This is a genomic window from Sulfurovum aggregans, assembly GCF_055385215.1.
The window spans coordinates 545,528-570,935 of the sequence record NZ_AP042387.1 but is presented as its reverse complement, the minus strand read 5'-3'; the positions used below and the strand labels follow the sequence as shown (position 1 = coordinate 570,935).

Sequence of the window (25,408 nt, the reverse complement as noted above, 5' to 3'; positions counted from 1 at the left end):
TTAAACCTCTTTGGAAGTGGCGACTTCAGTCCCACCTACAGTTTGTGAAATAGAGATATTTTTGTTATTAAAGAAAATATGATTTATATCAAAAAATAAACTTTTTTGAGCTAGCAAGCTTTTAGTGGGACTAAAGTCTCCACTTCCTGATTCGGTTCCATACATTTACACTTCCTTTAAAGCCACAAGCAACTCAGAAAAGACCTGTGCTCTTTCTCTTTTGTCGTGATGAGTCATAGTATAGATCACTTCACTTAATTTTTCAGGTACTTTAGGATTGAGTTTAGTCACTTCATCTCTTTTGATCTTTCGAGGTTGTGCCTTGATGGGCTCAAAGTTGTCTATTGCTTCATAACGCTTCTCATTGGTAAGAAGTTTAAAGAGTTTCAGTCCAAAATCAAAGAGTTCAAATTCCTCTTTTTTGTAGGTTTTAGGCTCTTTGTCAAGTTCAAACAGTACATCCAGGCCCAATTTTTCGTTCAGTATATAATTGATCTTCGTATAAAACCCAAGTGCCTGATAGCTGTAGTTCGCACTTAAATATCTGTCGTCAAACATTTCAAAGGTCTCTGCTCTTTGTTTGTATGAAGCGTAGGTTTTAAGCAGATACTTTACATGGTGTTTTGCTTCCGTAAGAGGAAGTGTTTTATGCAGGATGTGAGCCTCTTTTGCTATACGGGTGATCTTCCCACCCATAAAGATATGTACCCCATCCACACGGTTACCTTCATCATCTTTGGCTTTACACCCTTCAAAACCGATGTCAGCGATACCGTGAACACCGCACCCTTTAGGACAGGCTGACCAGTTCATACGTACCGTTGCATTTTCTATGGCAACTTCAGAGTTAAGGAAGTGTGCCATCTCTATGGCATCAGGTTTGTTGGGGATCACCCCATAGGAACAGGTTTGTGTTCCTGCACAGGCGATCATGTCGTTGAAGTAGAGGTTGTTGAACTGAGCATACTGCTTAATGATCTCAGCTGTTTCAAATGCCTCCAGATTTTCTTTGGATATATCGATCACATAAAGGTTCTGGTCATAAGTGAGTCTGATATTCCCTGAAGCAAATGTTTTTGCCTCTTTGGCTACCGCTATCATATCTGTACCGGAGAAAATACCTGAGGGTACGATGAGCTTATAGGCGAACTGACCGTTTCGTTGCAGTACTTTGTTCGCTCCAAGGGCGATGCTTTGTGACTGTACCATAGTCACACCTGCAGGTGAAAATTCGCACCCCGCATCTTTTTTGATGGCATCTGTCAATGCATCAACACCAACATCCTGGATGAGGAAGTGAAGTCTGTTCTTGTTACGGTTGTCACGGTAGCCATAGGTTTTAAATACATTAAGCAAAGAGGTAAAGAATGCAGGCACTTCTTCTATGCTGACAAAAAGGTTGGCATCTTTTGCCTGTACGCCTACTCTTGCTCCAAGATAGATGTTGAAACCGAACTCACCGTTTTTATTTGCCAAGACAAAACAGCAGTCATGTCCAAAGATATTACATGAGTTTGAGAGTGAACCGAGTATGCCTGTGTTGAACTTACGGGGAAGTACCGAGATCCACTCAGGATCTTCTCCAAATATCGCCTGGAGTTGGTCTATGATGGGTTTCGTCTCTATGACATTATCATAAGCCACACCGTCAAGAGGGTCATTCACGATGTTACGGGGATTGTCTACACCTGTCTGAAAAGTGGAGATACCGACCTCTTTAAGTTCGGCAAGTACTTTGGCAATGTCTGCTATCTGCAGGTAACGCAGCTCCACCTGCATACGTGTAGTGATGTCTATATAGTCATTACCATACTTCTTTGCCACTTCGCCTATGCGTACAGCCTGTTCATAGTTAAGCTGCCCTGCCGGTACACGTACTCTGAGCATAAAGTCTTCACCCTTGTCAAAGAGTCCAAAACATTTCAGAAAGTATGCACTGTCCTCTTTTGCCAGACTTTCATACCCTGCGGCAGCAATGGCTTCTAGTTTCTCGTATACATCCATAGGTGTTTTGAGTGCTTTGGTTGTCTCTACTTTATTTACTTTTTTACTTCTTGCTTCTCGTGCTTTTTCTAAAATGCTCATAATGTTTAACTTTCTTTATTGTTAATTGGCACAATTATATTATATCTTAGTTTGTCTATATATATTTTAGCTGTATACTTTTTAATCAATTGTAGTATGGAAATATTATTATATTGAACTTGCCTTCTGATTGACCTATCAACATAGATATAAGGTTAAATAGAGTTAAGATCTTTACTCTGAGAAGCAATAATTCAATAGCTCCCCTACATGATACTATATTTTATATATTTTCAAAAACAGCAAATTATTGGTTAAAAATTAACCAATAATTTATATAGATATATCATTATAGTTATTATACTTGCAGGGTAAGAAAGTTAAAAAGGATTCCGGATGGCAAAAAAGTTTAAATGAAGCTAAAGTATTACAGCTTACACCGCTTTTCCCCTGGTCGAGTGTGCATTAAAATATCCCAGTGTTATCGCTCAAGATGCCAATATAGCAGTATTGCTAAGCAAGCGGGGGGTCATTATGATGGTCAATGACCCGGAAGAAGCAACCATTGGTGAGGTACGGTAAGTCAGTCTTGCGAGACCAAGAAATAAGGTGGAACTACAATACGACTCTAAATATTGTTGTGAAGCTATACTCTCTTTCCTTTATGGAGGCTTCAGCAAAAAAGAGGAATAGAAACAAAACTGCCTAAAATTATTTTACTATGTATAAAGGAGAAAAAGATGCAGGAATTTATGAAGGTTTATGAGAATAACCAAGAAGATATTGAAAAATTTATTATCACAACATTGAAGAACAACGGTTCTATTTTAGCAGAAAAAACCAGTAACTATAAAAGGATTTTTCAGGTTTTCCCCTCTATGGAGTTACTCTATATTACGGATCGTGATTTTATTCAAAGTTCTCCAAATATTTTTAGAAACAAGATAGATATTTCGGCAAAAGGGAAAGATAGAGCTTATATAAATACAAAAGTAACACAAAAAGATGAAGCCTTTTTCATAAGTACACCCTATATTAGTTCTGTCACGGGGAGAACTTGTATTACTGTTATAAAAAAAGAAAATGATAAATGCATATTTATTGATTTTAGGCTTTCTGGACTATTGGGCAGGCTTGGTTTGGTAGAATTAAATCCAGCATTTAATGAATTTACAAAAATCTTTTATAAAGCAGTAGGTTTTTCATTGATGGCATTTGCTTTTTTTGCTATCATTTATGCACTATTAGGGTACATATCAAGTATTTATATAGATGGAGTGTTCACACTTGATACATTATTTAAACCTATCGTTGCACTCACTTTGGGATTGGCCATTTTCGACCTTGCAAAAACGATTCTGGAAAGAGAAGTTTTTTTTAAAAATTACAGCAAAGAGGATGAGGATGCAAATGTGTTGGCAAAATTTTCTATCGCTATCGTGATTGCGCTTTCCATTGAGGCATTGATGGTTGTTTTTAAAATCGCTTTACACGATTATTCACAGATGATACATGCACTTTATCTTATTATCGGTATAGCATTAATTATTGTGTCATTGGGAGTTTATAACTATTTATCAAAAAAAACTATTGATTAAAAATTAATCAATAAATTCTTGTATTTCAATTTTTTAGACTTAATAAGCTGTATATAGCTTTTAAATCAATTGATTAAAATTTAATCATAATATAGATTATAACTGATGTTGATTTACAGTATACTTCGCATTATATTTATAAAAAGGCTTCAAAATGGCAGGATTTAAAGCACTCAAAGGACAGGGACACTTTCCAACCTTGTTCATGGCTTTTCTATATTTCGATATGAGTTTTATGGTATGGACCATGTTGGGCCCACTCTCAACAGAGATCGGTGAAGCACTTGCCGCAGCAGGCCATATTATGACAGCAGGGGAGAAAGCAACACTCCTTTCTCTTCCTATTCTTTCCGGAGCGATACTTAGGATCGTACTGGGATTCGGGGTGGATAAACTGGGAGCAAAGCTTACAGCACTTATTGCACAGTCCATTGTTATTGCTTCACTGCTTACAGCATTTATGTTGGGAGCTGAGATCACCTATAACCAACTTCTTATTGTAGCACTTGGCCTTGGGTTTGCCGGGGCTTCGTTTGCAGTAGCACTTCCTCAGGCGGGACAATGGTATCCTCCCAAGCTTCAGGGGGTGGTTCTGGGTATTGCAGGGGCTGGTAACATCGGTGTGGTCATTGACTTCCTGTTTGCTCCGAAAATCGCTGAAAAATGGGGATGGGAGTATGTATTCGGTGTAGGTGCCGCAATGGCGATCATGGTGTTCATCGCATATCTGTTCCTGGCGAAGAATGCTCCTGAGTCTGTATATAAAGCAAGACCTAAAAAAGTCTCGGACTATCTTAAACTCCTTAGAGACAAAGATACATGGTGGTTCAACCTCTTCTATGCCATCTCATTTGGTGGTTTCGTCGGATTTGCCGGCTATATGAAGGTGTATCTGATGAACAGCTATCAGGCAGACATGTCTGCATTCGGACTGGATGTTTTCAATGAGCCGAATGTGAAGGTCATTGCAGGGTATTTTGGTGCATTGACCATCTTTGCCGGTGCGGTACTCAGACCTGTAGGCGGTAATATCGCCGACAAGATAGGCGGGGTGAAAGCACTTTATTTCTTTTATGGAGCCGTAGCTGTGCTGGTAGCATTGACAGCATTGGTGGAATTGCCGTTCTTTGTGGCTATTGCGGTACTTTTCCTTATTATGGCAAGTCTCGGTATGGCAAACGGTGCCGTGTTCCAGCTGGTACCGCAGAGATTCGGTAAAGATATCGGTATCATGACAGGTATCGTAGGATGTGCAGGCGGACTTGGCGGTACAGCGCTCATCAAGACACTTGGCTGGTCCAAAGGTGTATTTGACGGTTACGCTGTAGGATTTATGATCTTTGCAGGTGTTGTACTTGTAGCGATCCTGGGGCTCAGTTTTGTCAAGACAAGATGGAGAACGACCTGGGGTGCAAAAGCCGGTGGTATGATATAATCGAAAGGATTTTCTAATTCTCCTGTGTATGCCAGACACGTAGGGGTAATCCTTGTGGTTACCCTCAACACTACATCACTCTTTGGTAAGTAAAAGGCAACCACAAGGGATTGCCCCTACGGTCTGTTTTTCATATTTTTATAATGCACACATTTTAATCAAATCCAATCAAGCAAATTTCTAAGTCAAATGCTATAATAACTCTAATACAAACACAAGGCAGAAATCCATGTCCAAAAAGAACATCGAAACTTCAGGATTTACGCTGGCAAAAGGAACACAGCTTAAAGGTGATGACTTTTTTGAAGTGAAGGTGATGGATAACATTACTGTAGCAGTGGTGTGTGACGGGGTAGGGTCTGCTTTGCAGGGGGCTGAGGCTGCGAAACGTGTGACACATTTTTTGGTGCATTCACTTAAGAACAGGCCAAAATCCTGGAGTATGGAGAAGTCCATCAAGCACTTTATCGAAAACATTAACAGAGTACTTTTCCTTGAATCCATGGAAGAGTATGAACGTGAAGAGTTGGTGGCCACACTTACTCTTGTGGTCATAGAAGGAGACAGGTTCTATGGTGCCAATGTGGGTGATAGCCGTATCTATTTGCATAGGGATGGCACATTTACACAACTTTCCAATGACCACTCCATGGATGAAAAGGGGATGGAAAATATCCTGACTTCTGCGATGGGACTGGAGGAGAGTGTAGAGCCGTATTATTTTGAAAATAATCTGCAAGCCAAAGACCGGATACTGCTTTGCAGTGATGGACTCTACAATGAACTTAGCGATGAAGTACTGGCAGATGGGCTTCATATGGGAGCCTCTTATCTGGTTAAAAAAGCGAGTAAACTGCATGATGACAAGCTGCCGGATGATACCACCGCAGTTGTTCTTGAGATCAAAGAGCTTGACCCCAGACTGAAACTCAAACTGAGTGATCTGATCATTCAGGAACACTATAAAGCAGATGAGGCCATAGATGGCTACAGACTCATCAAACCGCTCATACAGAACAACCGTACCTGGCTTTGTGAGAAGAAGGGAATGCAGTATGTCATCAAATTCGCACCTGTTGAAGCGATAGATGATGAAAATATACTTGATCTTTTCGTCAAAGAGGTCTGGATGGCGAAACGTCTGAAAGCAGGGTTTTTCCCCAAGTCGGTCATTCCAAAAAAGCGAACCCACCGTTACTACATCATGAGCTTTATCGAAGGGGTATCGCTAAAAGAATTCACCGCTAAAAAACCGCTTTCTGTTGATATGGGCATAGAGTTAGCATACTTTTTACTAAAGATGTCACAGTTCCTGACCAGACTGGATCTGGTGCATGGAGATATCAAACCTGAAAATATCATTGTCATGAAACGTAAAGAGAAACTGGTCTTCAAGATGGTGGATTTCGGAAGTATTACAGAAGCCTATTCCAATGTGACACGTGCAGGCACACCTTCCTACCTGGCACCTGAACGTTTTAACCAGGCCCCCATGACAGAACAGACAGAGATATATGCCATCGGTATCACGCTTTATGAGACCCTGACCCGGAAGTTTCCCTTTGGGGAGATAGAACCGTTCCAAAATCCGAGTTTTGACAAAAATCCGAAACATCCGACCAAGTTGAATCCAAAGATCCCAGACTGGTTAGAGAGCATCATTTTACGCGCAATAGAGACCGATACGGATAAACGATACCATAATTATTCAGAGATGCTTTTTGAATTGGATAACCCCGCTAAAGTCCAGCCCTATTTTGACAAGAATATTTCATTTATCGAAAGAAATGAGAAGATGGTCTATAAGGTTGGATTTATTGTGATGTTCGTGTTGAATATCATTCAGCTTTTACTGAGGTAGCAATATATTGACTGATTTCAGATGTTGGATATGATTCATATCTTCAGTCTTTTCTGATGAAATCCTCTCCAGTTCTGTTTCTAACGTACTTTTTTGATATTTTTCCGATGTTCTTTAAAGGTATGGGTAAAGTCATGTACCCCTTCTTTGTTCTTCATAAAGTAAAGGTAGTTCGTTTTTGCCGGTTTGATGGCTGCTTTGATCGCTGAAAAGCTTACGGCACCGATAGGTGATTCGGGCAATCCTTTATGTTTATAGGTATTGAATGTACTCAGATCGTTCTTAATGCGTTCAGGGGTAACTTTAACGTGTGAGTATTTACCATAGTTCAGTGTTCCATCCATTTGAAGTCGCATCCCTTTTTTAAGCCGGTTGTAAATGACAGAAGAGACCAGAGGCATCTCCTTGTCGTTGGCTGCCTCTTTCTGTATGATCGAAGCAATGATAAGTACTTTCAACCACTGTTCCGTATTGTAGTTCCCATAGATCTTTTCTGAAATATTTCGATATTTTTTCTCTGATTCACGTACAAGGAAATGCATAAGATGTTTCTCTCTTATGCCGTAAGGTACAAAGTAGGTATCGGCATAGATACCTGCTTCAGGATAGGGAGAGAACTCTTTGTAGTATGCCTTCAGTTTGTTTTTGTCAAGTTCCAGCTTTTTGGCAAGTGCCTCGAAGAAGAGTTCGGAAGTCTCTCCCGGAATGAGTGTTACTTTGCGTATCATTGCTTTGGCATTGGTCAGTTTATAGAGAAAATCAATACGGTTGAGTTCATTTTTTCCTATGAATATCCATCCGCTTTTCGGTGTACCCATAAACCGGAGTATATAAGAGTCTATCTTGCTTAATTCGTAGCCTTTTTTGGTCAGCTGTGATATAATACTTCCTATAGAGCCTTGGGGTACATAAAGTGTTTGTGTCGTTTTAAGAGGCAGTGTAGTATAAAAGGCAAAAGAGATGATCAAAACGAGTATAATGTTTTCTGCCCATACTATCCATGTTCTCCATGTACTGTTGCGTGATACACTCATCTTTCTGATTGTCCTTTTTGCGGCGCTTTTTTTTTGGCTTAAAGCAGGTATCCATGTAGAGGATCTTACTTTTGGCCACTACAAGGTAGATGGATTATACATCAAACTCGATAAAAAGCTTACATTGAAAGCACATAATATCATGATCCCCCGAAGCAAAGCAAAACCTTCATTCGATAATTTGGATAAAACATTTGACAATATTAAATATCTTTTTACTTTTTTTGATTATATAGAATTAAAGAATATCCACTTTGAAAACAATGAATTAAATATTTTTTTTACGGATGATATACTCTATATTACCAGTGATGATTATGAGATCGCCGGGAATATACACAGAAAGGGACAGAAATTCATCGCCGATGTTTCCATGCTTTACCTTAAAAAGGATCATATCAATATCAAGGGAGAACTCGTTTATGATGCAGACAGCGGCAGACTGGAAACTAAAGGAAAGTTCGATGCCTATCATATCAAGGGGAGATTCAAAGCAAGCAAAGAGGATCACAGTATAGATTTTTCTCTTAACAGTGAAGTGTTTACAGACCTAAAGACACTGATAGGAAAATTTGCACTGAAAGAGTCTGTCAAGAGTTGGATCGTTGACAAAGTCCGGGCAGAAAGATACAGGTTATACTCTTTAACAGGGCGGGTATTGCTTGAGAATGAGGGGTATAAACTTGATTTTGATGCACTCAAAGGAAATGTGCTTTTTGAAGATGTGAAGATCCGCTATAAAGAAGAGCTGGATCCTGTGACAGCGGAGCGTTTTATACTGACCTATAAAAAAGGTACACTCTATTTCGATCTGAAGCATCCTGTCTATAAAAAAAGGGATCTGTCAGGAAGCAAAATATCCATTACGAATCTGCCAGGAAAAGATCCTACCGTACTTGATCTTGACCTGCATATCAGAACAGCGATTGATGATACTGTACAGGAAATACTGAAAGCCTACGGCTTGAGTATTCCTGTAGAGCAGAAGGACAGTGAATCAAATGTCAATGTAAGGCTGGGGATACCGTTAAAGAAGTCTCCGCAAAAGATCTCTGTGTATGTAGATGTGGACCTGGGTAAAGGAGATCTTTATATCTCCAAGGTAAAACTACCGGTGCTTGAAGGGAAGGTAGAGTATGACAAAGGGTTTGTGATACTTCATGATGTGGATCTGAAAGAGAGTTGGTATGCGGGCAGAGTGAACGGGAAGATAGATCTCAAAGAAAAAAAAGCCGATCTGATCTTTGATGCAAAGCAGATCTCTATAGGGGGAGAAAAGGAGAAATTCCTTGTATTGAAAAACAAATCGATGCCCTTGACCCTGGACTATAAAAAAGATATCGCAGTGGATATACCTGCATTGAAGCTGAAAATAGCGGCAAATCCCAAAGAGACATTGATACAGGTGGAAAAAATAGAAAAGATCAAACCTTATCTCAGGAATCTTGGTTTGCAGGTGGATGGAGGAAATCTTGAGATCAGAAGCAGGGATTTTGAAACCTATACCTTTAAAGGCGAACTACACAGAAAATCATGTTTCTTTTATGATAAAAAAGATATCTGTTATACACGTGTTCCGTGCAGCGGAAAGATCACAAAAAAAGGTATAGACTTCTATGCATTTGACAAACGCCTGCATTTCAGTGCAGGTGCATCACGGATCAAGCTTAAAGATCTGAATATAGACCTCAAAAAGTTCCTTGCTTCACGGAGCAAAGGTGATATTAAACAGAGTCAGGCAAAAAAAACGGTTATTCTGGGGAAGAACAGTAAAATAAGATATGACAAATATACACTGGTCACCGACAGTTATGACATAGAAGTAAAAGCAAACGGAAATATCAATGCCATAGGAAGTCTGGATGGAGATATCGTAAAATTCAGTAAAAAGGGAAAACAGTTCTCTATGCAGGCATTACGGGTGAAAGATAAGATGTTGCACCCGCTGATCCATTTCAAGGGACTGAAGAACGGACGGTATTCACTTAAAATGTCCGGAGATCCGGATAAAGTGATGAAAGGACAGATCATCGTTGAGGGAGGAGAAGTAAGCGGATTCAAAGCGTACAACAATACTATGGCTTTTATCAATACGGTCCCGGCGCTGGCAACACTGAGCAGTCCCGGTTTTTCTAAAAGAGGGTTTAAAATACAGGAGGGTGTTGTAGAGTACCGTGTCTCAGGGGACAGGATCATTTTGGATTCTGTGTATGCCAAAGGAAGTTCTGCAACGATCGCAGGTAAGGGAGAAGTGAATATGAAGACAAAAAGTATTCATATGAAGCTTGCCGTACAAACAGCCCGAGAATTGGGAAAAGTCGTAGGAAATCTTCCTCTGCTGGGATATATTTTCATGGGAAAAGACAAGAGTATGACGGTCGGACTGGAAATCACCGGAACCCTGGATAAACCGAAAGTACAGACATCAGCAGCACAGGATATACTGACTTTGCCGTTGCAGTTCCTGAAACGTACGATCGAATCACCAGCCCATATCATCAATAAGTAATTGTGCAGGTATATCTGCAGGGGGGACAACCTCTGTGTTGATCCGTGATTGTCAAATAAAACGGTTTAAATCAATACATGTTTTCATCAAAATAAAATAGTATCCTGAACCCATGGGCTCACATGGGAGTCCACCCCGCAGTTATAGTTCTACTCGTTTCTGAGTACGGTCAGCGGATCGGTCTGTGCGGCTTTCTTTGCCGGGTAGAATGCAGAGAGGAAGATAATGATAGAGGTTCCCAGAATGATAAAGCTGAAATCACTCATCATGAGATCTACAGGGAGTCTGCTTGTACCGTAAACATCTTCAGGCATGGAGATGATATCAAAGGTTTTGAGTATCCATATGCCCAGACTGCCAAGCAGAGTACCTGCGACTATACCGGTGGTTCCTATAATGAGTCCCAGTCTAAAGAAAATAGATCTTATTTCTACTTTGGTGGCACCCAGTGTACGCATAAGAGCGATCTCGCTTCGTCTGCTCATAACAGTCATCAGCAGGGAAGAGATAATGTTCAGTGATGCAACAAGTATAATAAGCAGCAGAACCAGAAAGAGGGCTTTCTTCTCCATTTCCATGGCGGAAAAGAAGTTGCCGTTCTGTTGCCACCACCCTTCTATCACAACGGTCGGAGGCAGGGCACTTTTGATCCTGTCGATCTCTTTAAGAGGTTTTTTCGTATAGATATGAAGACCGTCATAAGTACCGTGTTGACGTTTAAGCAGTTTTTCAAAAGCTTCAAGGGAAGTATACATAATGGCTTTATCGTAGGCTTTCAAACCGGATTTGAACACACCATCCACAATAAAACGTTTTTGCAGAGGCATGGTACCAAACCCTATGGCTTGCTGTTCTGAAAAATAAAGGGTGACCTTCTCGCCTTTGGGGGCATTCATTTCAAAAGAGAGTCCTTCCCCTATAACCACCCTGAATTTGCTTTTTTCATTCCCTTTGGCATCTTTAAAAACAGAATTGATCTCACTCTCTTTTTCATAATCCACACCATAGAGCAGGGAACCCTGTACTGCACCATCATTTTTTGTAATGACTTGAGTGGTGTAGTAGGGACTGAATTTCAGATGAGGAAATTTTTGTGAGAGTGTCTGTATGAGTTCGTCATTGATAGTGTTCTCTTCCAGGGGAAGTACAGTAAGGGGGTAGTTCATAACAAAAAGTTTTTTTGTAAACTCTTTTTGCGTACCGTTCATGATCCCCATAGCGATCATCAGTACCATTACCCCGGCGGCAATTCCCAGAAAGGCAAGCAGTGCAGAAATAAAGATAAAAGGATTTTCTTTGTCATATTTCAGATAATGCTTGATGATACTACGGACAAACAGTCCGTTAGGCTGGAGGGACATTAGGCTAAGAGGCCTTTCTTAGGTCCGCTTTGTCCGCAACAGTTCTTGTATTTTTTACCGGAACCGCAGGGACAAGGCTCATTTCTTTTAGGCTTTTTGGTCCCTGTGATCGGTTTGAGAGAAGCAGAGTCTTCAGCGATCATACCCTCTTCAAAGGACTGGTTGAGTGTGGTATCTGCCACTTCACTTTCCAACTCTTCCCTGATCTGCTCGACCGCTGCTTCCTCTTCTTCCGGAGAGGTAAAGTCGAACTGAACAAGTTGAAGCACTTTGACCGCTTCATATTTGATACGCTGTATAAGATCGGTGAAGAGTTTGAAGCTGTCCTGTTTATACTCTGTAAGAGGATCTTTCTGGTTGTAGCCTCTAAGTCCGATACCTGTTTTCAGTACATCCATCTCATAGAGGTGGTCTCTCCACTGAGGATCGAGTACCTGAAGGTACAGGATACGCTCTATCTCCTGTCTCTGTTCAGGATCGATCTGAGACATTTTCTCTTCATAGAGGTTTTCCATCATTTCCGTGATCATAGAAGTCAACTCTTCGGCTTCTTTGTCTATAAAGTGCTGATGGTCCACCTCGATATGCAGTTCTTCTTTAATAAGTGCCGCAAGTTTTTCAACATTGAAGTCCTCTTTCGGCATTCCTTCATAGATCTCAGCTTCTGCAAGAAGATGTGCGATATATTCGGCACGGTTCTCTTTGATCTTTGCTGCAATATCAAATTCAGGGTCAAGAAGCTGATTTCTGAATGCATAGATGGCCTTTCTCTGATGGTTGGCTACATCATCATATTCCAGGATATGCTTTCTTGACTCATAGTGTTGATTTTCCACTTTTTTCTGTGCTTTCTCAACGGATCTTGTTACGATCTTGGAGTCAATGTACTCTCCATCTTCCACACCGAGTTTGTTCATGATGTTTCTGATCTTCTCCCCACCGAAGATACGGAGAAGATTGTCATCGAGGCTGAGGAAGAACTGGCTTTCACCCGGGTCACCCTGACGCCCTGAACGTCCTCTTAGCTGGTTGTCAATACGGCGACTCTCATGTCTTTCCGTACCCAGGATAGCCAGCCCTCCCAGTTCTCTTACTTCATCGTCTATCTTGATATCGACCCCCCGGCCTGCCATATTGGTAGCAACGGTTACGGCACCTTTCTGTCCGGCATTGATGATGATCTCCGCTTCCTGTGCATGGTTCTTCGCATTGAGGATATTATGCGGGATCTTCTCTTTTTTGAGTCTCTCATGGATCATCTCTGATTTTTCTATGGATGCCGTACCGATGAGGACAGGCTGTCCTTTCGCATTATACTCTTTGACCTTTCGTACCACTGCATCCAGTTTTTCACGTTCCGTGTTGTAAATAAGGTCATTCTTGTCTATACGTGCAACAGGGACATTGGTAGGAATGGAGATAACATCCAGGTCGTAGATCTGTGCGAACTCTGTCGCTTCGGTCTGGGCTGTACCGGTCATACCGGCAAGTTTTTCATACAGTCTGAAGTAGTTCTGGTAGGTGATCTCTGCAAGTGTCTGTGACTCTTCCTGTATCTCTACCCCTTCTTTGGCTTCAAGTGCCTGATGCAGTCCTTCAGAGTATCTTCGCCCTTCACTCAGTCTTCCGGTAAATTCATCAACGATGATGATCTCATTGTTCTGTACGACATAGTCAACATCTTTTTCAAAGATATAGTGTGCTTTGAGTGCCTGGTCCAGATGATGGGAGAGTGCTGCATTCTCAAGATTGTAGAGGTTCTCTACTTCAAAGAGGTCCTGTGCTTTTTGAAGCCCCTGTTCTGTCATAATAATGGTCCTGTTCTTCTCGTCTACGATGAAGTCACCGGTAGTCTGTTCAGGTTCGCCTGCTTTGGTCTCTATCTTTTCGCCGCGTTCCATCTGTTTGGCAATGGCATCTGCTTTTGCATAGTGGTTCTGGTCTCTTTGTGTCGGACCGGAGATGATCAGTGGTGTTCTGGCTTCATCAATAAGGATGGAATCCACTTCATCCACGATGGCATAGTGATGTTCTCTTTGTACTTTCTCTTCGGCACGTACTTTCATATTGTCACGGAGATAGTCGAAACCATATTCATTGTTCGTACCGTAAGTGATATCTGCAGCATACTGTGCTTTCCTGTCCATCTCATCATGCACGTCTGCAGTAATGCACCCGACACTGTAGCCGAGGAATTTATAGAGAACACCCATTTCATCGGAGTCTCTTTTTGCAAGATAGTCATTGACGGTAACGACATGTACGCCTTTTCCCGTCATTGCATTGAGTACAACGGCCAGTGTAGCTACCAGTGTTTTACCTTCACCTGTTTTCATCTCTGCGATATTGCCGTCATTAAGTACCATTCCCCCGACCATCTGTACATCATAGTGTCTCAGGCCGAGAACACGTTTACTTGCTTCCCGTGTGATGGCAAAAGAGTCATAAAGTACATCATCCAGACTTTTCTCCCCGTTGCGTACACTCTCTTTTAAAGTAGAGAATGCCGCCTGGAGTTCTTCATCGCTCATTTTCTCATAGGTGGGTTCAAGTACATTGATATGCTTTACTTTTTTGAGATAGTTTTTTACGATTTTGTCATTCTGTGTGCCAAAAATTTTAAGTACGCTTTTAATCATGGTTTATGTTGCCTTATATAAATTGGGATTATTTTATCTAAAAACTGATTAATAAATCGTTAGCAGTTATGATCCATACTTGCATAATCACAGTTACTCTACAATTTTATGACAATATGACAGATATCACCCCGCAGCAAGTGATATTTTGGTATATTTTTACATAATTAAAAGGAATATTTATGAGACTATTATGGATTGGATTATTATCGGTTTCGGCACTTTTTGCCGGACCGATCGTGCTCCCGGAGAATTTTCAGGCTGATTTTACACAGAAGATCACGAATACAAAGAAAAAGAGTATTATTTATAAAGGAAAAGTACGTTTTTCCGACAGGAACCGCCTGAAATGGGAATATACGGAACCTACGAAAAAAGAGGTATGCACGAACGGACGGGAGCTGCTGGTAGTCGACCATGATCTTGAACAGGTCTCCATTTATCTGATCAGCAAAGCATTCAACCTGCCTGCGATCCTGAAAAAAGCAAAGTCCTACAAGGATACAAGAACGGTTTTTGTTGCACACTATGAAGGCAGGGATTATACACTGCAGACAGATGCAAAAGGCCAATTGTCAAGAGTCGCCTATTATGATGACCTGGAGAATACTGTACTGATCATCTTCGATCATATGAAATACGGTAAAGGAAAACTGAAACCCGGAAGTATGCAGTGCAACTATCCTAGAAACTATGATGTGATAAGAGGGTAACGGATGCAGGAACTGTTTTTAAAAATACAGAATGATTCAACGTTAATGCTGATCACCGGTATCGCTCTGGCTGTTCTTCTGGTGATCGTACTGATCGTAGTGATCTTCTCGACACGGATCAGATCACAGAGTGATCTCTTATGGGATCTCAGAGAGTCGGTCAAAGAGAAGGACAGCAAGATAGAAATACTTGAAAAGGAGCTGCAGGCTGTACAGATCATCAATGCAGGCAATACACAGGAGCTGCAGCAGTTCTCTGAGACGAAAGAACAGCTGAATGCAGTGAAAGAACGGCTTCTGGAATCACAGAACCACTATAATATACTGGAAAAAGAACAGAGTGAGCTCAAGGCAAAATTCGAGAATATAGAGTCTCTGTATACAAACCTGCTTGCAGAACATAAAGTATTGCAGGAACGCCATGAACTTCTGGTGGAAGAGAACAGTAAATGCCGTATCAGCAATGCACGTCTGCTGACCAAACTGGAAACCGAATCAAGACATGCGGCCAACCGGCTCGAAATGATGCAGGAGCACAAAAAAGAGATCAGAAATGAGTTTGAGCAGCTGGCAAAACAGATCTTTGAAGGAAATTCACAAAAATTCGCAGAATTTTCCAAACAGAACCTGGACAGTATGATCAAGCCGCTTCAGATACAGATCACGGAGTTTAAAAAACAGGTGGCAGATACCTATAACAGCGAGAGCAGTGACAGGGCCATTCTTAAAAATGAGATCAATTCACTCAAAGAACTCAATGAAAAAATAAGCAAAGATGCCATCAATCTTACCAATGCGCTTAAAGGTAAGAACAAACAGCAGGGTGTCTGGGGTGAAATGGTACTGGAACATGTACTGGAAGCTTCGGGACTCCGAAAGGGGTATGAGTTTGAACGTGAGGTAAGTCTCCGTACAGATGATAATGAAATACTGCGGCCGGATGTCATTGTCCATCTTCCCGACAACAGGGACCTCATTATTGATGCGAAGACATCGCTGCTTGCATATGAGCGTTTTGTGAATGCGGAGGATGAAGCGAACAAGGCAGAGTATCTGGCAGCCCATCTGGAGTCTGTCAGGCTGCATGTAGAGGGGCTTTCACGTAAGAACTATGAGCGTCTCAAAGAGGTCAACACCCTGGATTTCATCTTTATGTTCATGCCTATAGAAGGTGCATTGGCTGTCGCACTGGAGCATGACAGCAGTATTTATGACAATGCCTTTAAAAAGAAGATCCTTCTTGTCGGGCCGACCACACTCCTTGTTGCTATGCGTGCGGTAGAAAATGTATGGAAGTATGAACGGCAGAACCAGAATGCCCAGGAGATAGCCCGCAGGGCAGGGGCGATGTATGATAAATTCGTCGGTTTTTCCGAAGATCTGATGAAAATATCCAAACAGATCGATGCAATACAGGGAAGTTTTTCTGCTGCCAAGAACAAACTCAGTGACGGAAAAGGAAATCTGGTGAGACAGGTACAGCAGCTCAAAGAACTCGGTGCCCGGACAAGCAAGAAAATACCAAAGGAGTTCAATCATGATGCACAAGAATAAACTGCAGCACATTGTCTATACCGAAGCACTTCCGGAGTATACAGAAAAGGCTTCCAGGGTTTTCAAGAAAAGCGGGAATATCGAACAGAAATTCTATGAAAAAGAGTCTTTGAGACTTCAGTATGAACTGGTAAAGCTTCAAAAATGGGTCATAGACAACAATCAGAGACTTCTGGTGATCTTTGAGGGGATGGATACGGCAGGAAAGAGCTCTACCATCAAAGAGTTCAACAATTATCTCAATCCCAGAGAGGCACGTTCGGTAGCTTTACCCAAACCAAACTCCAAAGAGTTGGGACAGTGGTATTTCCAACGTCATCTCAAACAGATACCCAATGCGGGAGAGATCGTCTTTTTTGACAGGTCATGGTATAACAGGGCAGGTATTGAACAGGTATTCGGATTCTGTACACAGGAGCAGCATGAGCATTTTTACAAGCAGGTGAACGGTGTGGAGGAGATGCTGGTGGATGACGGGGTACTCTTCTTCAAATTCTATCTTAATATCAGTTATGAAACACAGGCGAACCGTATCAAAGACAGAGAAGAGAATCCGCTTAAAAGCTGGAAACTCTCTGCCCTTGATTACAAATCCCATGAAGCATACCCGCAATATGAAATACTGAGGGACAAGATGTTCGAGCTTTCGGGTACGGCACATGCCCCATGGTGCGAACTGGATGCCAACGATAAGAAAAGGGCAAGGCTCAATGCGGTAAGATATCTGCTTTCCAATATAGAATATGAGGGAAAAGATGAGGATATCATCTTGGGAGTAGACAAAAAAATAGTCAAACTACATCATGAAGGATCATACTATGGCAAATGTAACCATATGGCATAACCCGAGATGCAGCAAATCAAGAAATTCAATGGCACTGCTGGAAGAGAAGGGTGTTGAGGCTGAAGTGGTCAAGTATCTTGAAACACCTCCGACAAAAGAGGAGATCAGAGAAATTCTGAAAATGCTTGGACTCTCTGCACGAGAGCTTATGAGAACAAAAGAAGATGTTTACAAAGAACTTGGACTCAAAGAGGTGGAAGATGAGGAGAAACTCATTGAAGCAATGGCGGAAAATCCAAAGCTCATAGAGAGACCGATCGTCATAAAAAACGGAAAAGCGGCTATTGGACGGCCGATAGAAAATATTATTGACCTTTTAGAGGGGTAAGAGCAAGGCATGCCTTGCTACCTACAGATTATTCCAACTCCTCATTCCCGTAATGCTCAAACAGATAATAAAAAACAGCTCTATCTTTTAGAATTGAATAGAACCATTTTGCTGTTTCAAGAAATCTATGGATTTTTTTGGGTAAAATCGCATCAATAATTTATGATAGGTGTCCGGTATCAAAAATATATTGCATAGCAATGTATCGTTTGTATAACTGGCCCCAAAAGGATAACATTTGCTAAGTACAGTCAATTTAACACAACGTTACGGAAAAAGAGTTCTTTTCGACAAGATCAATATCACCTTTGATGCAGGAAAAAGATACGGGCTTATCGGTGCGAACGGGGCAGGAAAATCAACACTGATGAAAATTCTTGCCGGAGAGATAGAACCAACTGATGGTGAAGTACAACTGCAGCCAGGTTTGAAGTTAGGTATGTTGGGACAGAACCAGTATGCTTTTGAAGATTATACACTTAAAGATGCGGTACTTTACGGAAACAAAAAACTCTTCGATGCACAGAAAGAGAAAGAGAAACTCTATATGGAGGGTGACTTTGAAAGTGATGCAGTCAACAACCGTCTGGCAGAACTTGAGATGATCTGTGCCGATGAGGACCCGACCTATGAGAGTGAAGTGAAGATCGAAAAACTGCTTGAAACACTGGGATTCCCGGCGAGCCAGCATCATGATCTTATGAGTTCCCTTACGGGCGGTGACAAGTTCAAGATCCTGCTTGCACAGGTGCTTTTCCTGAAGCCGGATGTTCTTCTGCTCGATGAGCCTACGAACAACCTTGACATAGAGACCATCGGCTGGCTGGAAAATGAGCTGAAGCGCCATGAGGGTACGATGATCGTTATCTCTCACGACAGACACTTCCTTAACGGAGTGGTCACGCATATCCTTGATCTTGATTTCCAGACGATCCGTGAGTTTACCGGTAACTATGACGAGTGGTATATCGCAGCGAACCTCATAGCCAAACAGGCAGAAACAGACAGAGGTAAAGCACTGAAAGAAAAAGAAGAACTTGAAAAATTCATCGCAAGATTCTCTGCGAATGCTTCCAAGGCAAAACAGGCAACAAGCCGTCAAAAACAGTTGGACAAACTGGATGTACAGGCGATCAAACTCTCCAGCAGACGTGACCCGTCCATTATGTTCAAGCCGCATAGAGATATCGGTAATGAGGTACTTGAAGTGACAGACCTTTCCAAAAGCTATGATGACAACATAGTATTTGAAAATCTCAGCTTTAAAGTGAACAAAGAGGACAAGATAGCCCTTATCGGTTCGAACGGTGCCGGAAAGACCACGCTGCTTGAAATTCTTATGGGTAAAGTAGAAGCTGACAGTGGTAAGTTCAATTGGGGACAGACAGTCACGACAAGCTACTTTCCTCAAAACACTACCGACCTGGTCACAGGTGATATAGAGTTGCCTCAGTGGATACAGGGATTTGATCCCAAATGGCATATTGATGATATTCGTAAAACGCTTGGTCGTATGCTTTTCTCCGGTGAAGAGCAAAAGAAGAAGGTGGATGCCTGTTCAGGTGGAGAAAAACACCGTGTCATGCTCTCAAAGATGATGATGGATTCTGCGAACTTCCTGGTCCTTGATGAGCCGGATAACCACCTGGATCTTGAAGCCATTGTCGCTTTGGGTGAAGCACTTCACAACTATGGCGGGGGTGCCATCTGTGTGACTCACGATAGAGAACTCATAGACGCATTTGCAAATCGTATCATTAAACTGAATGAAGATGGAACAGTGATCGATTTTGAAGGTGACTACGAAGCGTTCGTGGAGCAGTACGGACATTAATGTACCATTGTAGGGGTGCCCCTTGTGGGTACCTATGAACGGCAGAAACATACATTCAATACAAGGGCAACCACAAGGGATGCCCCTACAGTGAATGAATGTAATGTATATGACATTGTCGTGATTGAGGTAAGCATTCCCATCGGCACGATGGGAACAAGGAGGAAAAAGCTTTTTTTCCTAAAAAAGTTTGTATTTAATGGAAAATATTGCTTTTTCTGTCAAAACAACCTAAAAATATGCAAATATTTGGGTGAGGCTGAAGCCTTCACTTCCGGTGTACCTAGTTCTTTCACAGTCTCTCCAGCTTGGGAATTCATATTTTGGTCAGTATAGCCAATGCTGTTTAAATAACAAGAAAACAAGTGTATACCATTGTAGGGGTGCCCCTTGTGGGTACCCATGAACGGCAGAAACATACATGCAATACAAGGGCAACCACAAGGGATGCCCCTACAGTGAATGAATGTAATGTATATGACATTGTCGTGATTGAGGTAAGCATTCCCATCGGCAGAGACTGTGCAAAAACCCATGGAAGTGGAGACTTCAGTCCCACACAAAGTTTATTTGCTCGAAAAAGTTTGTGTTTATTTGTCATTTTATGCTTCTTTTGACATAAAAAACATGCATATATGCACATTTTAGGTGGGACTGAAGTCTCCACTTCCAGGAGAAATAGGTTTTTGCACAGTCTCGCACGATGGGAACAAGGAGGAGTTGTGAATTTAGTTTATATTTGTATAAACGTTCTGTACATCCTCATCATCTTCAAGTTTGTCAATGAGTACGTCGATCTCTTCCATCTGTTCATCTGTAAGTTTCACAGTCTCTCCAGCTTGGGAATTCATATTTTGGTCAGTATAGCCAATGCTGTTTAAATAACAAGAAAACAAGTGTATACCATTGTAGGGGTGCCCCTTGTGGGTACCCATGAACGGCAGAAACATACATGCAATACAAGGGCAACCACAAGGGATGCCCCTACAGTGAATGAATGTAATGTATATGACATTGTCGTGATTGAGGTAAGCATTCCCATCGGCAGAGACTGTGCAAAAACCCATGGAAGTGGAGACTTCAGTCCCACACAAAGTTTATTTGCTCGAAAAAGTTTGTGTTTATTTGTCATTTATGCTTCTTTTGACATAAAAAACATGCATATATGCACATTTTAGGTGGGACTGAAGTCTCCACTTCCAGGAGAAATAGGTTTTTGCACAGTCTCGCACGATGGGAACAAGGAGGAGTTGTGAATTTAGCTGATGTTTGTATAAACGTTCTGTACATCCTCATCATCTTCAAGTTTGTCAATGAGTACGTCGATCTCTTCCATTTGTTCATCTGTAAGTTCCACAGGTGTATTGGCAATGTATTCTATCTTGGCACTTTTGATCTCGATACCTTTATCTTCCAGTGCTTTTGTGAGTTCACCGAATGAAGTGAATTCACCATAAATTCTTACGATGGCTTTGTCATCAGCATTCTCCTGCGGTTCTACATCTTCCTCTATCTCTTCAAGACCATAGTCGATGAGGTCAAGCTCCAGTTCTTCAATGTCCATATCGTCTGTTTTGTCAAATACGAATACAGATTTTTTGGTGAACATAAAGTTGAGTGAACCTGAAGTAAGCATCTCTCCGCCGTTCCTGGTAAGGATGGCTTTCACATTGGCAACCGTTCTTGTATTGTTGTCCGTTGCACATTCAACGATCATCTGTACACCATGATGCGCTTTTACATCATAAGTCAGTTCTTTGATGTCTGCCGCATCTTTGGCAGAAGCCCTTTTGATCGCTGCATCAATGTTGTCTTTCGGCATATTCTGTGCTTTGGCATTCAGTATCGCAGTACGGAGTTTAGGGTTCATGTCCGGATCCTGCCCGCCCTCTTTGGCTGCCATTGTGATGATCTTGCCCAGTTTAGGGAAGACCCTTGACATGGTCCCCCATCTTTTCATTTTTGCTGCTTTACGGTATTCAAACGCTCTACCCATACTTATTTCCTTCATATATAATCATTGGCGTTATTATACTCCTAAGTCACTTTAAAGTTTGGGTAGGTAGTATGCAGATATGAAACTAAATGAAATAAAACTGACCAATCCTTATTTGAATCTTCCGGAAGAGTGCCATACGAGAGTAAAGCCTACACCACTGAAAAAAACCTATCTTATCCATGCAAATGAAGATGTGGCCAAGATGCTTGACATAGACAGTGATGAACTGAAAACTGATGCCTTTGTGGAGTTTATCAATGGCGCTTTAGCGCTAGAGGGAAGCGATCCTTTTGCCATGTGTTATGCAGGACACCAGTTTGGACATTTTGTGCCAAGGCTTGGTGATGGAAGAGCCATCAACATTGGTACGGTCAAGAACCTGCACCTGCAGCTCAAAGGAGCAGGGCAGACACGTTACTCACGTTCCGGTGACGGGCGTGCAGTACTGCGTTCATCCATCCGTGAGTACCTCATGAGCGAAGCGATGCACGGCCTGGGTATTGAGACGACAAGGGCACTGGCACTGATAGGCTCTGAACAGCAGGTTATCAGGGAGGACTGGGAGAAAGGAGCCATTGTACTTCGTGTATCACCTTCATGGATACGTTTCGGTACTTTTGAGTATTTTACACACGAAAAACGCTATAAAGAGTTGGAAGCACTGGCAGACTATGCTATTGCAGAGTCTTATCCGCATTTGGCAGATGAATCAAACAAATATTTGCATTTTTTTACAGAGGTGGTAGGCAAGACAGCCAGGCTTATGGCAGAGTGGCAGGCAGTCGGTTTCAACCACGGGGTAATGAATACGGACAATATGTCCATTGCCGGACTTACCATAGACTACGGTCCGTATGCCTTCCTGGATGATTATGACTTCCAGTATATCTGCAACCATACAGATACCTACGGACGCTACAGTTTCGGTAATCAGCCCATGATCGGTGAATGGAACCTGGGTGCTTTGATGCAGGCACTCTCTCCGCTTGCCCATATAGAGAAGATGGAAAAGATACTTGGACATTACGGAAGGCTCTATACGGAACATTATCTCTCTCTGATGGCTAAAAAGACAGGCTTGGATGTGCTTCAGGAGAATGACCCCGAACACTTCAGGCATTTACTGGGAATGCTTCAGGGGCTCACAGTGGACTATACACTTTTTTTCAGAACACTGAGTCGCTATGACGGAGACAGAACAGCACTGCTTAAACTCGGACTCTATCATCAGCCTATGAATGATTGGTTGGACAGCTATGATAAACGTTTAGAAGAAAATAGCTCTGGTACGCGAGAGAGACATGAGAAGATGCTAAAAACCAATCCAAAGTACGTTTTAAAGAACTATATGCTCCAGGAAGCCATAGATGCTGCAGATAAAGGTGATTTCAGCATAGTGGATGCGCTTTTTCAAATAGCACAGGACCCTTATGCTGAGCATGAAGCCTTTGAAAGATGGGCAGGGCCGACACCGGATGAATTCAAGAACAGAAAGTTGAGCTGCTCCTCATAGTAAGCATATTTAAGTAAAGTCGTTTTATAATAGTATCATGGTACGAAAGGAGACAGTATGCAGTATCTTACCCATATCGATATGTGCCCGGACTATGATCTTGAAAATGAATTGAAACATTTTTTTCACCGTGTACACCATATTAAGAGAAAACTCCGGCAGGAGAGGGATGCACTGGTCCTCAACCGTATCCAGCGCAGCCGCTGCAAAGCGAATCTGCTGGATATGGAAACGCTTGAAAATGAATTTTATGCGATCTCCTACAGAGAAGATATCAAAGTACTTTACCGGAAAGTACAGCGTTATGTGAAGCTGGACCATGAAAGGCTTATGTCCGTTTTCGGATCGGAAGAGTCCAAACGCTGTTCACTCTTCATTACATTATAAAACTAAGGAAATAAATGACCCTCGAAGCACTACAGAACATTATCAGAACAGAAGCAGGCGTACTTCTCTACTTCTCCGGAGAGAACTGCAATGTATGCCATGCGCTCAGGCCCAAGTTCAAAGAGGTGTTCGATACCCATTTCCCCCAGCTCAGACAGATCTATCTGGATGCACATGAGAACCCGGAGATCTCAGCGCATTTCCAGGTCTTTTCCGTACCGACGATGATCGTATTCATGGATGGAAGGGAATTTGCAAGAGAAGGACGTTCTGTAAGTTTGCATCAGCTGACTGAAAAACTCAAACGTCTGTATGGGATGATGATGGAGTAGGTTTGGGTGTCCTCTCCCCGACATTTAAAATATTATATTTTGTTTTACTATACTTCCTTGTATATTGATTGAGGCGTTGTTTCTCTCGTCATTTTTTTTAGAAAAAAACGAAGCAAAAAAAGCGTTGTGGTTCTCGAATCGCTTCGCTTTCAAGGGCGTTCACCACAACAGAAGCACGCATTGCGTGATTAAAGGGAAAAAGAGCATAGCCTTGCTTGCTTGATACTCTTCATTCATCGTACGGAGTACGCCCATGACACTGCGAACATCCTTGAAAGCGAAGCGATTTGAGAGCAGTGTCGACTTTTGTATACTTTTCTAGAAAAGTATAGAGAGAAACAACGCCACAGTTTAGAATATTGGAAATTTAATAAAGAAAAATGATCATAGGTCTATTTTATCGACCCGAAAAAAAGATCATTTTTTGGTAATGATCGAAATATTCTCAAACCCTTTGGTCTTGAGAATATCGATTATGTCAACAAAGTGCTGGAACTCACTGCTTTTATCCATATGCAGAGAGATAAGGTCTTTCTTGGGGTCGAGTTTCATCAGTCTCTCTTTGATGAGGTCAAGACTCAATGCCTCTTTGTCGTAGAAGTATCTTCCCTCTTTGTCTATGGCAATGCTGATACTCTTCTTCTCTTCACTCTTTTTGGAAGAGGCAGAAGGCAGATCCACTTTGATGGTCTGGTTGGTCACAAAGGTGGCCGTTGCAAGTACAATGACCAGCAGTACCAGTACGATATCGATGAATGGAACGACATTCATCTTGTCAAAACGTTCTCTTCTCATCTCTTATCTTTGTGCATCTTGGGCGATTTCCCACTGTGCGAGGATGGTATCGACCTTCGTGAGCAGGGCATTGTAAATGACCGTAGCCGGGATCGCTACGACAAGTCCGGCTGCTGTGGCTTTCAGTGCAAGTGCCAGGTGTTTCATGATCTCACCCGGGTTGATGGTATCCTGCTGGTCACCGATGATGTAGAAAGTAAGGATGATCGCAAGTACGGTACCGAGCAGCCCTATATAGGGAGCATTCGATCCGATAGAGGCAATGGTTGCCAAACGCTTTGAGATATCAAGTTCCAGGGCAGTCTTGTTGCTGTAGTCAGCCACACGGATACCGCGGTAAAAAAGTACTCTCTCAATGGCAAAGGCAAACGTGATGAAACTTAAGAAAAAAAGTAATCCTATGATTCCGTAATCCACTATATCTTTTATCTGTTCTATCGGCACTTTTGAATCCTTGTTTTTTTAGTAGTTCAGTGCGCAATTATATTCTAAATATGTTGAGAGAACGGTAAGGGTATATGGGTTCCAAAAAGCAAAATAAGCTGTTTTTCGGATAAATATTATGTTAACCAGAAAAGGTGAAAAAGTCTAAATATCCATTTTAAGACCCTTTACAGCGATTTTGAGCTGTTTTTAAGCCTTTTTAC

21 protein-coding genes are annotated in these 25,408 nt (G+C 41.8%); 12 read left to right on the top strand and 9 right to left on the bottom strand.

The genetic code is table 11. From position 1 onward, the window contains the following. Together ACZ48W_RS02745 and ACZ48W_RS02740 are read right to left on the bottom strand one after the other, a co-directional pair. A complete protein-coding gene (locus tag ACZ48W_RS02745) occupies positions 1-165 on the bottom strand; it encodes a hypothetical protein (protein ID WP_464829662.1) in 165 nt (54 codons plus the stop codon). Then, a complete protein-coding gene (locus ACZ48W_RS02740) occupies positions 166-2,085 on the bottom strand; it encodes a ferredoxin--nitrite reductase (RefSeq protein ID WP_464829660.1) in 1,920 nt (639 codons plus the stop codon). Positions 2,086-2,765: 680 nt separating this feature from the next. Here ACZ48W_RS02740 and ACZ48W_RS02735 point away from each other — a divergent pair. The 3 genes from ACZ48W_RS02735 to ACZ48W_RS02725 all read left to right on the top strand — a co-directional run bounded on the left by ACZ48W_RS02735 (position 2,766) and on the right by ACZ48W_RS02725 (position 6,919). Further along, on the top strand, positions 2,766-3,623 hold the full coding sequence (locus ACZ48W_RS02735) for a PDC sensor domain-containing protein (RefSeq protein WP_464829658.1): 858 nt from the start codon (positions 2,766-2,768) through the stop codon (positions 3,621-3,623). Between the two features lie 154 nt (positions 3,624-3,777). Beyond that, positions 3,778-5,058 carry an MFS transporter gene (locus ACZ48W_RS02730; RefSeq protein WP_464829655.1) on the top strand — a complete coding sequence of 427 codons (1,281 nt, stop codon included), beginning with the start codon at positions 3,778-3,780 and terminating at the stop codon, positions 5,056-5,058. Positions 5,059-5,287: 229 nt separating this feature from the next. Continuing rightward, positions 5,288-6,919, top strand: coding sequence for a protein kinase domain-containing protein (locus tag ACZ48W_RS02725; protein ID WP_464829653.1), 1,632 nt, complete (start codon positions 5,288-5,290; stop codon positions 6,917-6,919). A gap of 80 nt (positions 6,920-6,999) precedes the next feature. Here the strand turns inward: ACZ48W_RS02725 and mltG are convergent, their stop codons facing one another. After that, entirely contained in the window at positions 7,000-7,953 is a 954-nt protein-coding gene (mltG, locus tag ACZ48W_RS02720) for an endolytic transglycosylase MltG (RefSeq protein ID WP_464829649.1), read from the bottom strand. Here mltG and ACZ48W_RS02715 point away from each other — a divergent pair. After that, positions 7,880-10,462, top strand: a complete 2,583-nt coding sequence (locus ACZ48W_RS02715; RefSeq protein WP_464829647.1) for a YhdP family protein — start codon at positions 7,880-7,882, stop codon at positions 10,460-10,462. The genes mltG and ACZ48W_RS02715 overlap by 74 nt on opposite strands. A 149-nt stretch (positions 10,463-10,611) precedes the next feature. Here the strand turns inward: ACZ48W_RS02715 and ACZ48W_RS02710 are convergent, their stop codons facing one another. Further along, positions 10,612-11,823 carry an ABC transporter permease gene (locus tag ACZ48W_RS02710; RefSeq protein ID WP_464829645.1) on the bottom strand — a complete coding sequence of 404 codons (1,212 nt, stop codon included), beginning with the start codon at positions 11,821-11,823 and terminating at the stop codon, positions 10,612-10,614. Continuing rightward, complete coding sequence (gene secA, locus ACZ48W_RS02705) at positions 11,823-14,462, bottom strand: preprotein translocase subunit SecA (protein ID WP_464829643.1); 2,640 nt, start codon at positions 14,460-14,462, stop codon at positions 11,823-11,825. Before secA ends, ACZ48W_RS02710 begins: the two co-directional genes overlap by 1 nt. Positions 14,463-14,644: 182 nt before the next feature. On the opposite strand from secA, the gene lolA reads away from it, so the two are divergent. The 5 genes from lolA to ACZ48W_RS02680 all read left to right on the top strand — a co-directional run bounded on the left by lolA (position 14,645) and on the right by ACZ48W_RS02680 (position 19,735). Further along, a complete protein-coding gene (lolA, locus tag ACZ48W_RS02700) occupies positions 14,645-15,175 on the top strand; it encodes a LolA-like outer membrane lipoprotein chaperone (protein ID WP_464829641.1) in 531 nt (176 codons plus the stop codon). Positions 15,176-15,178: 3 nt separating this feature from the next. Then, the gene (locus ACZ48W_RS02695) at positions 15,179-16,729 is read left to right on the top strand and encodes a DNA recombination protein RmuC (protein WP_464829639.1); all 1,551 of its coding nucleotides are present in this window, start codon (positions 15,179-15,181) and stop codon (positions 16,727-16,729) included. Next, positions 16,713-17,573: a polyphosphate kinase 2 gene (ppk2, locus tag ACZ48W_RS02690; protein WP_464829635.1), complete on the top strand. Its 861-nt coding sequence runs from the start codon at positions 16,713-16,715 to the stop codon at positions 17,571-17,573. Before ACZ48W_RS02695 ends, ppk2 begins: the two co-directional genes overlap by 17 nt. Continuing rightward, positions 17,548-17,901, top strand: coding sequence for an arsenate reductase (glutaredoxin) (arsC, locus tag ACZ48W_RS02685; RefSeq protein WP_464829633.1), 354 nt, complete (start codon positions 17,548-17,550; stop codon positions 17,899-17,901). Before ppk2 ends, arsC begins: the two co-directional genes overlap by 26 nt. 238 nt (positions 17,902-18,139) lie before the next feature. Next, positions 18,140-19,735: an ABC-F family ATP-binding cassette domain-containing protein gene (locus ACZ48W_RS02680; RefSeq protein ID WP_464829630.1), complete on the top strand. Its 1,596-nt coding sequence runs from the start codon at positions 18,140-18,142 to the stop codon at positions 19,733-19,735. Positions 19,736-20,463: 728 nt separating this feature from the next. Here the strand turns inward: ACZ48W_RS02680 and ACZ48W_RS02675 are convergent. Together ACZ48W_RS02675 and ACZ48W_RS02670 are read right to left on the bottom strand one after the other, a co-directional pair. Next, entirely contained in the window at positions 20,464-20,586 is a 123-nt protein-coding gene (locus ACZ48W_RS02675) for a YebC/PmpR family DNA-binding transcriptional regulator (protein WP_464829629.1), read from the bottom strand. A 407-nt stretch (positions 20,587-20,993) separates the two neighbouring features. Continuing rightward, entirely contained in the window at positions 20,994-21,731 is a 738-nt protein-coding gene (locus ACZ48W_RS02670) for a YebC/PmpR family DNA-binding transcriptional regulator (protein WP_464829626.1), read from the bottom strand. 79 nt (positions 21,732-21,810) lie between these two features. On the opposite strand from ACZ48W_RS02670, the gene ACZ48W_RS02665 reads away from it, so the two are divergent. Genes ACZ48W_RS02665 through ACZ48W_RS02655 form a run of 3 tightly spaced genes read left to right on the top strand, consistent with a single transcriptional unit; the run spans position 21,811 to position 23,966 of the window. Then, positions 21,811-23,247 (top strand): protein adenylyltransferase SelO, encoded by a 1,437-nt coding sequence (locus ACZ48W_RS02665; protein WP_464829623.1) that lies wholly within the window; start codon positions 21,811-21,813, stop codon positions 23,245-23,247. A gap of 57 nt (positions 23,248-23,304) precedes the next feature. Beyond that, on the top strand, positions 23,305-23,634 hold the full coding sequence (locus tag ACZ48W_RS02660; protein ID WP_464829621.1) for a hypothetical protein: 330 nt from the start codon (positions 23,305-23,307) through the stop codon (positions 23,632-23,634). Positions 23,635-23,648: 14 nt separating this feature from the next. Further along, a complete protein-coding gene (locus tag ACZ48W_RS02655) occupies positions 23,649-23,966 on the top strand; it encodes a thioredoxin family protein (RefSeq protein WP_464829619.1) in 318 nt (105 codons plus the stop codon). Between the two features lie 417 nt (positions 23,967-24,383). Here the strand turns inward: ACZ48W_RS02655 and ACZ48W_RS02650 are convergent, their stop codons facing one another. Together ACZ48W_RS02650 and exbB are read right to left on the bottom strand one after the other, a co-directional pair. After that, the gene (locus ACZ48W_RS02650; RefSeq protein WP_464829617.1) at positions 24,384-24,761 is read right to left on the bottom strand and encodes an ExbD/TolR family protein; all 378 of its coding nucleotides are present in this window, start codon (positions 24,759-24,761) and stop codon (positions 24,384-24,386) included. A 3-nt stretch (positions 24,762-24,764) separates the two neighbouring features. Beyond that, positions 24,765-25,205, bottom strand: coding sequence for a TonB-system energizer ExbB (gene exbB, locus ACZ48W_RS02645; protein WP_464829615.1), 441 nt, complete (start codon positions 25,203-25,205; stop codon positions 24,765-24,767). Between the last annotated feature and the right edge of the window lie 203 nt (positions 25,206-25,408).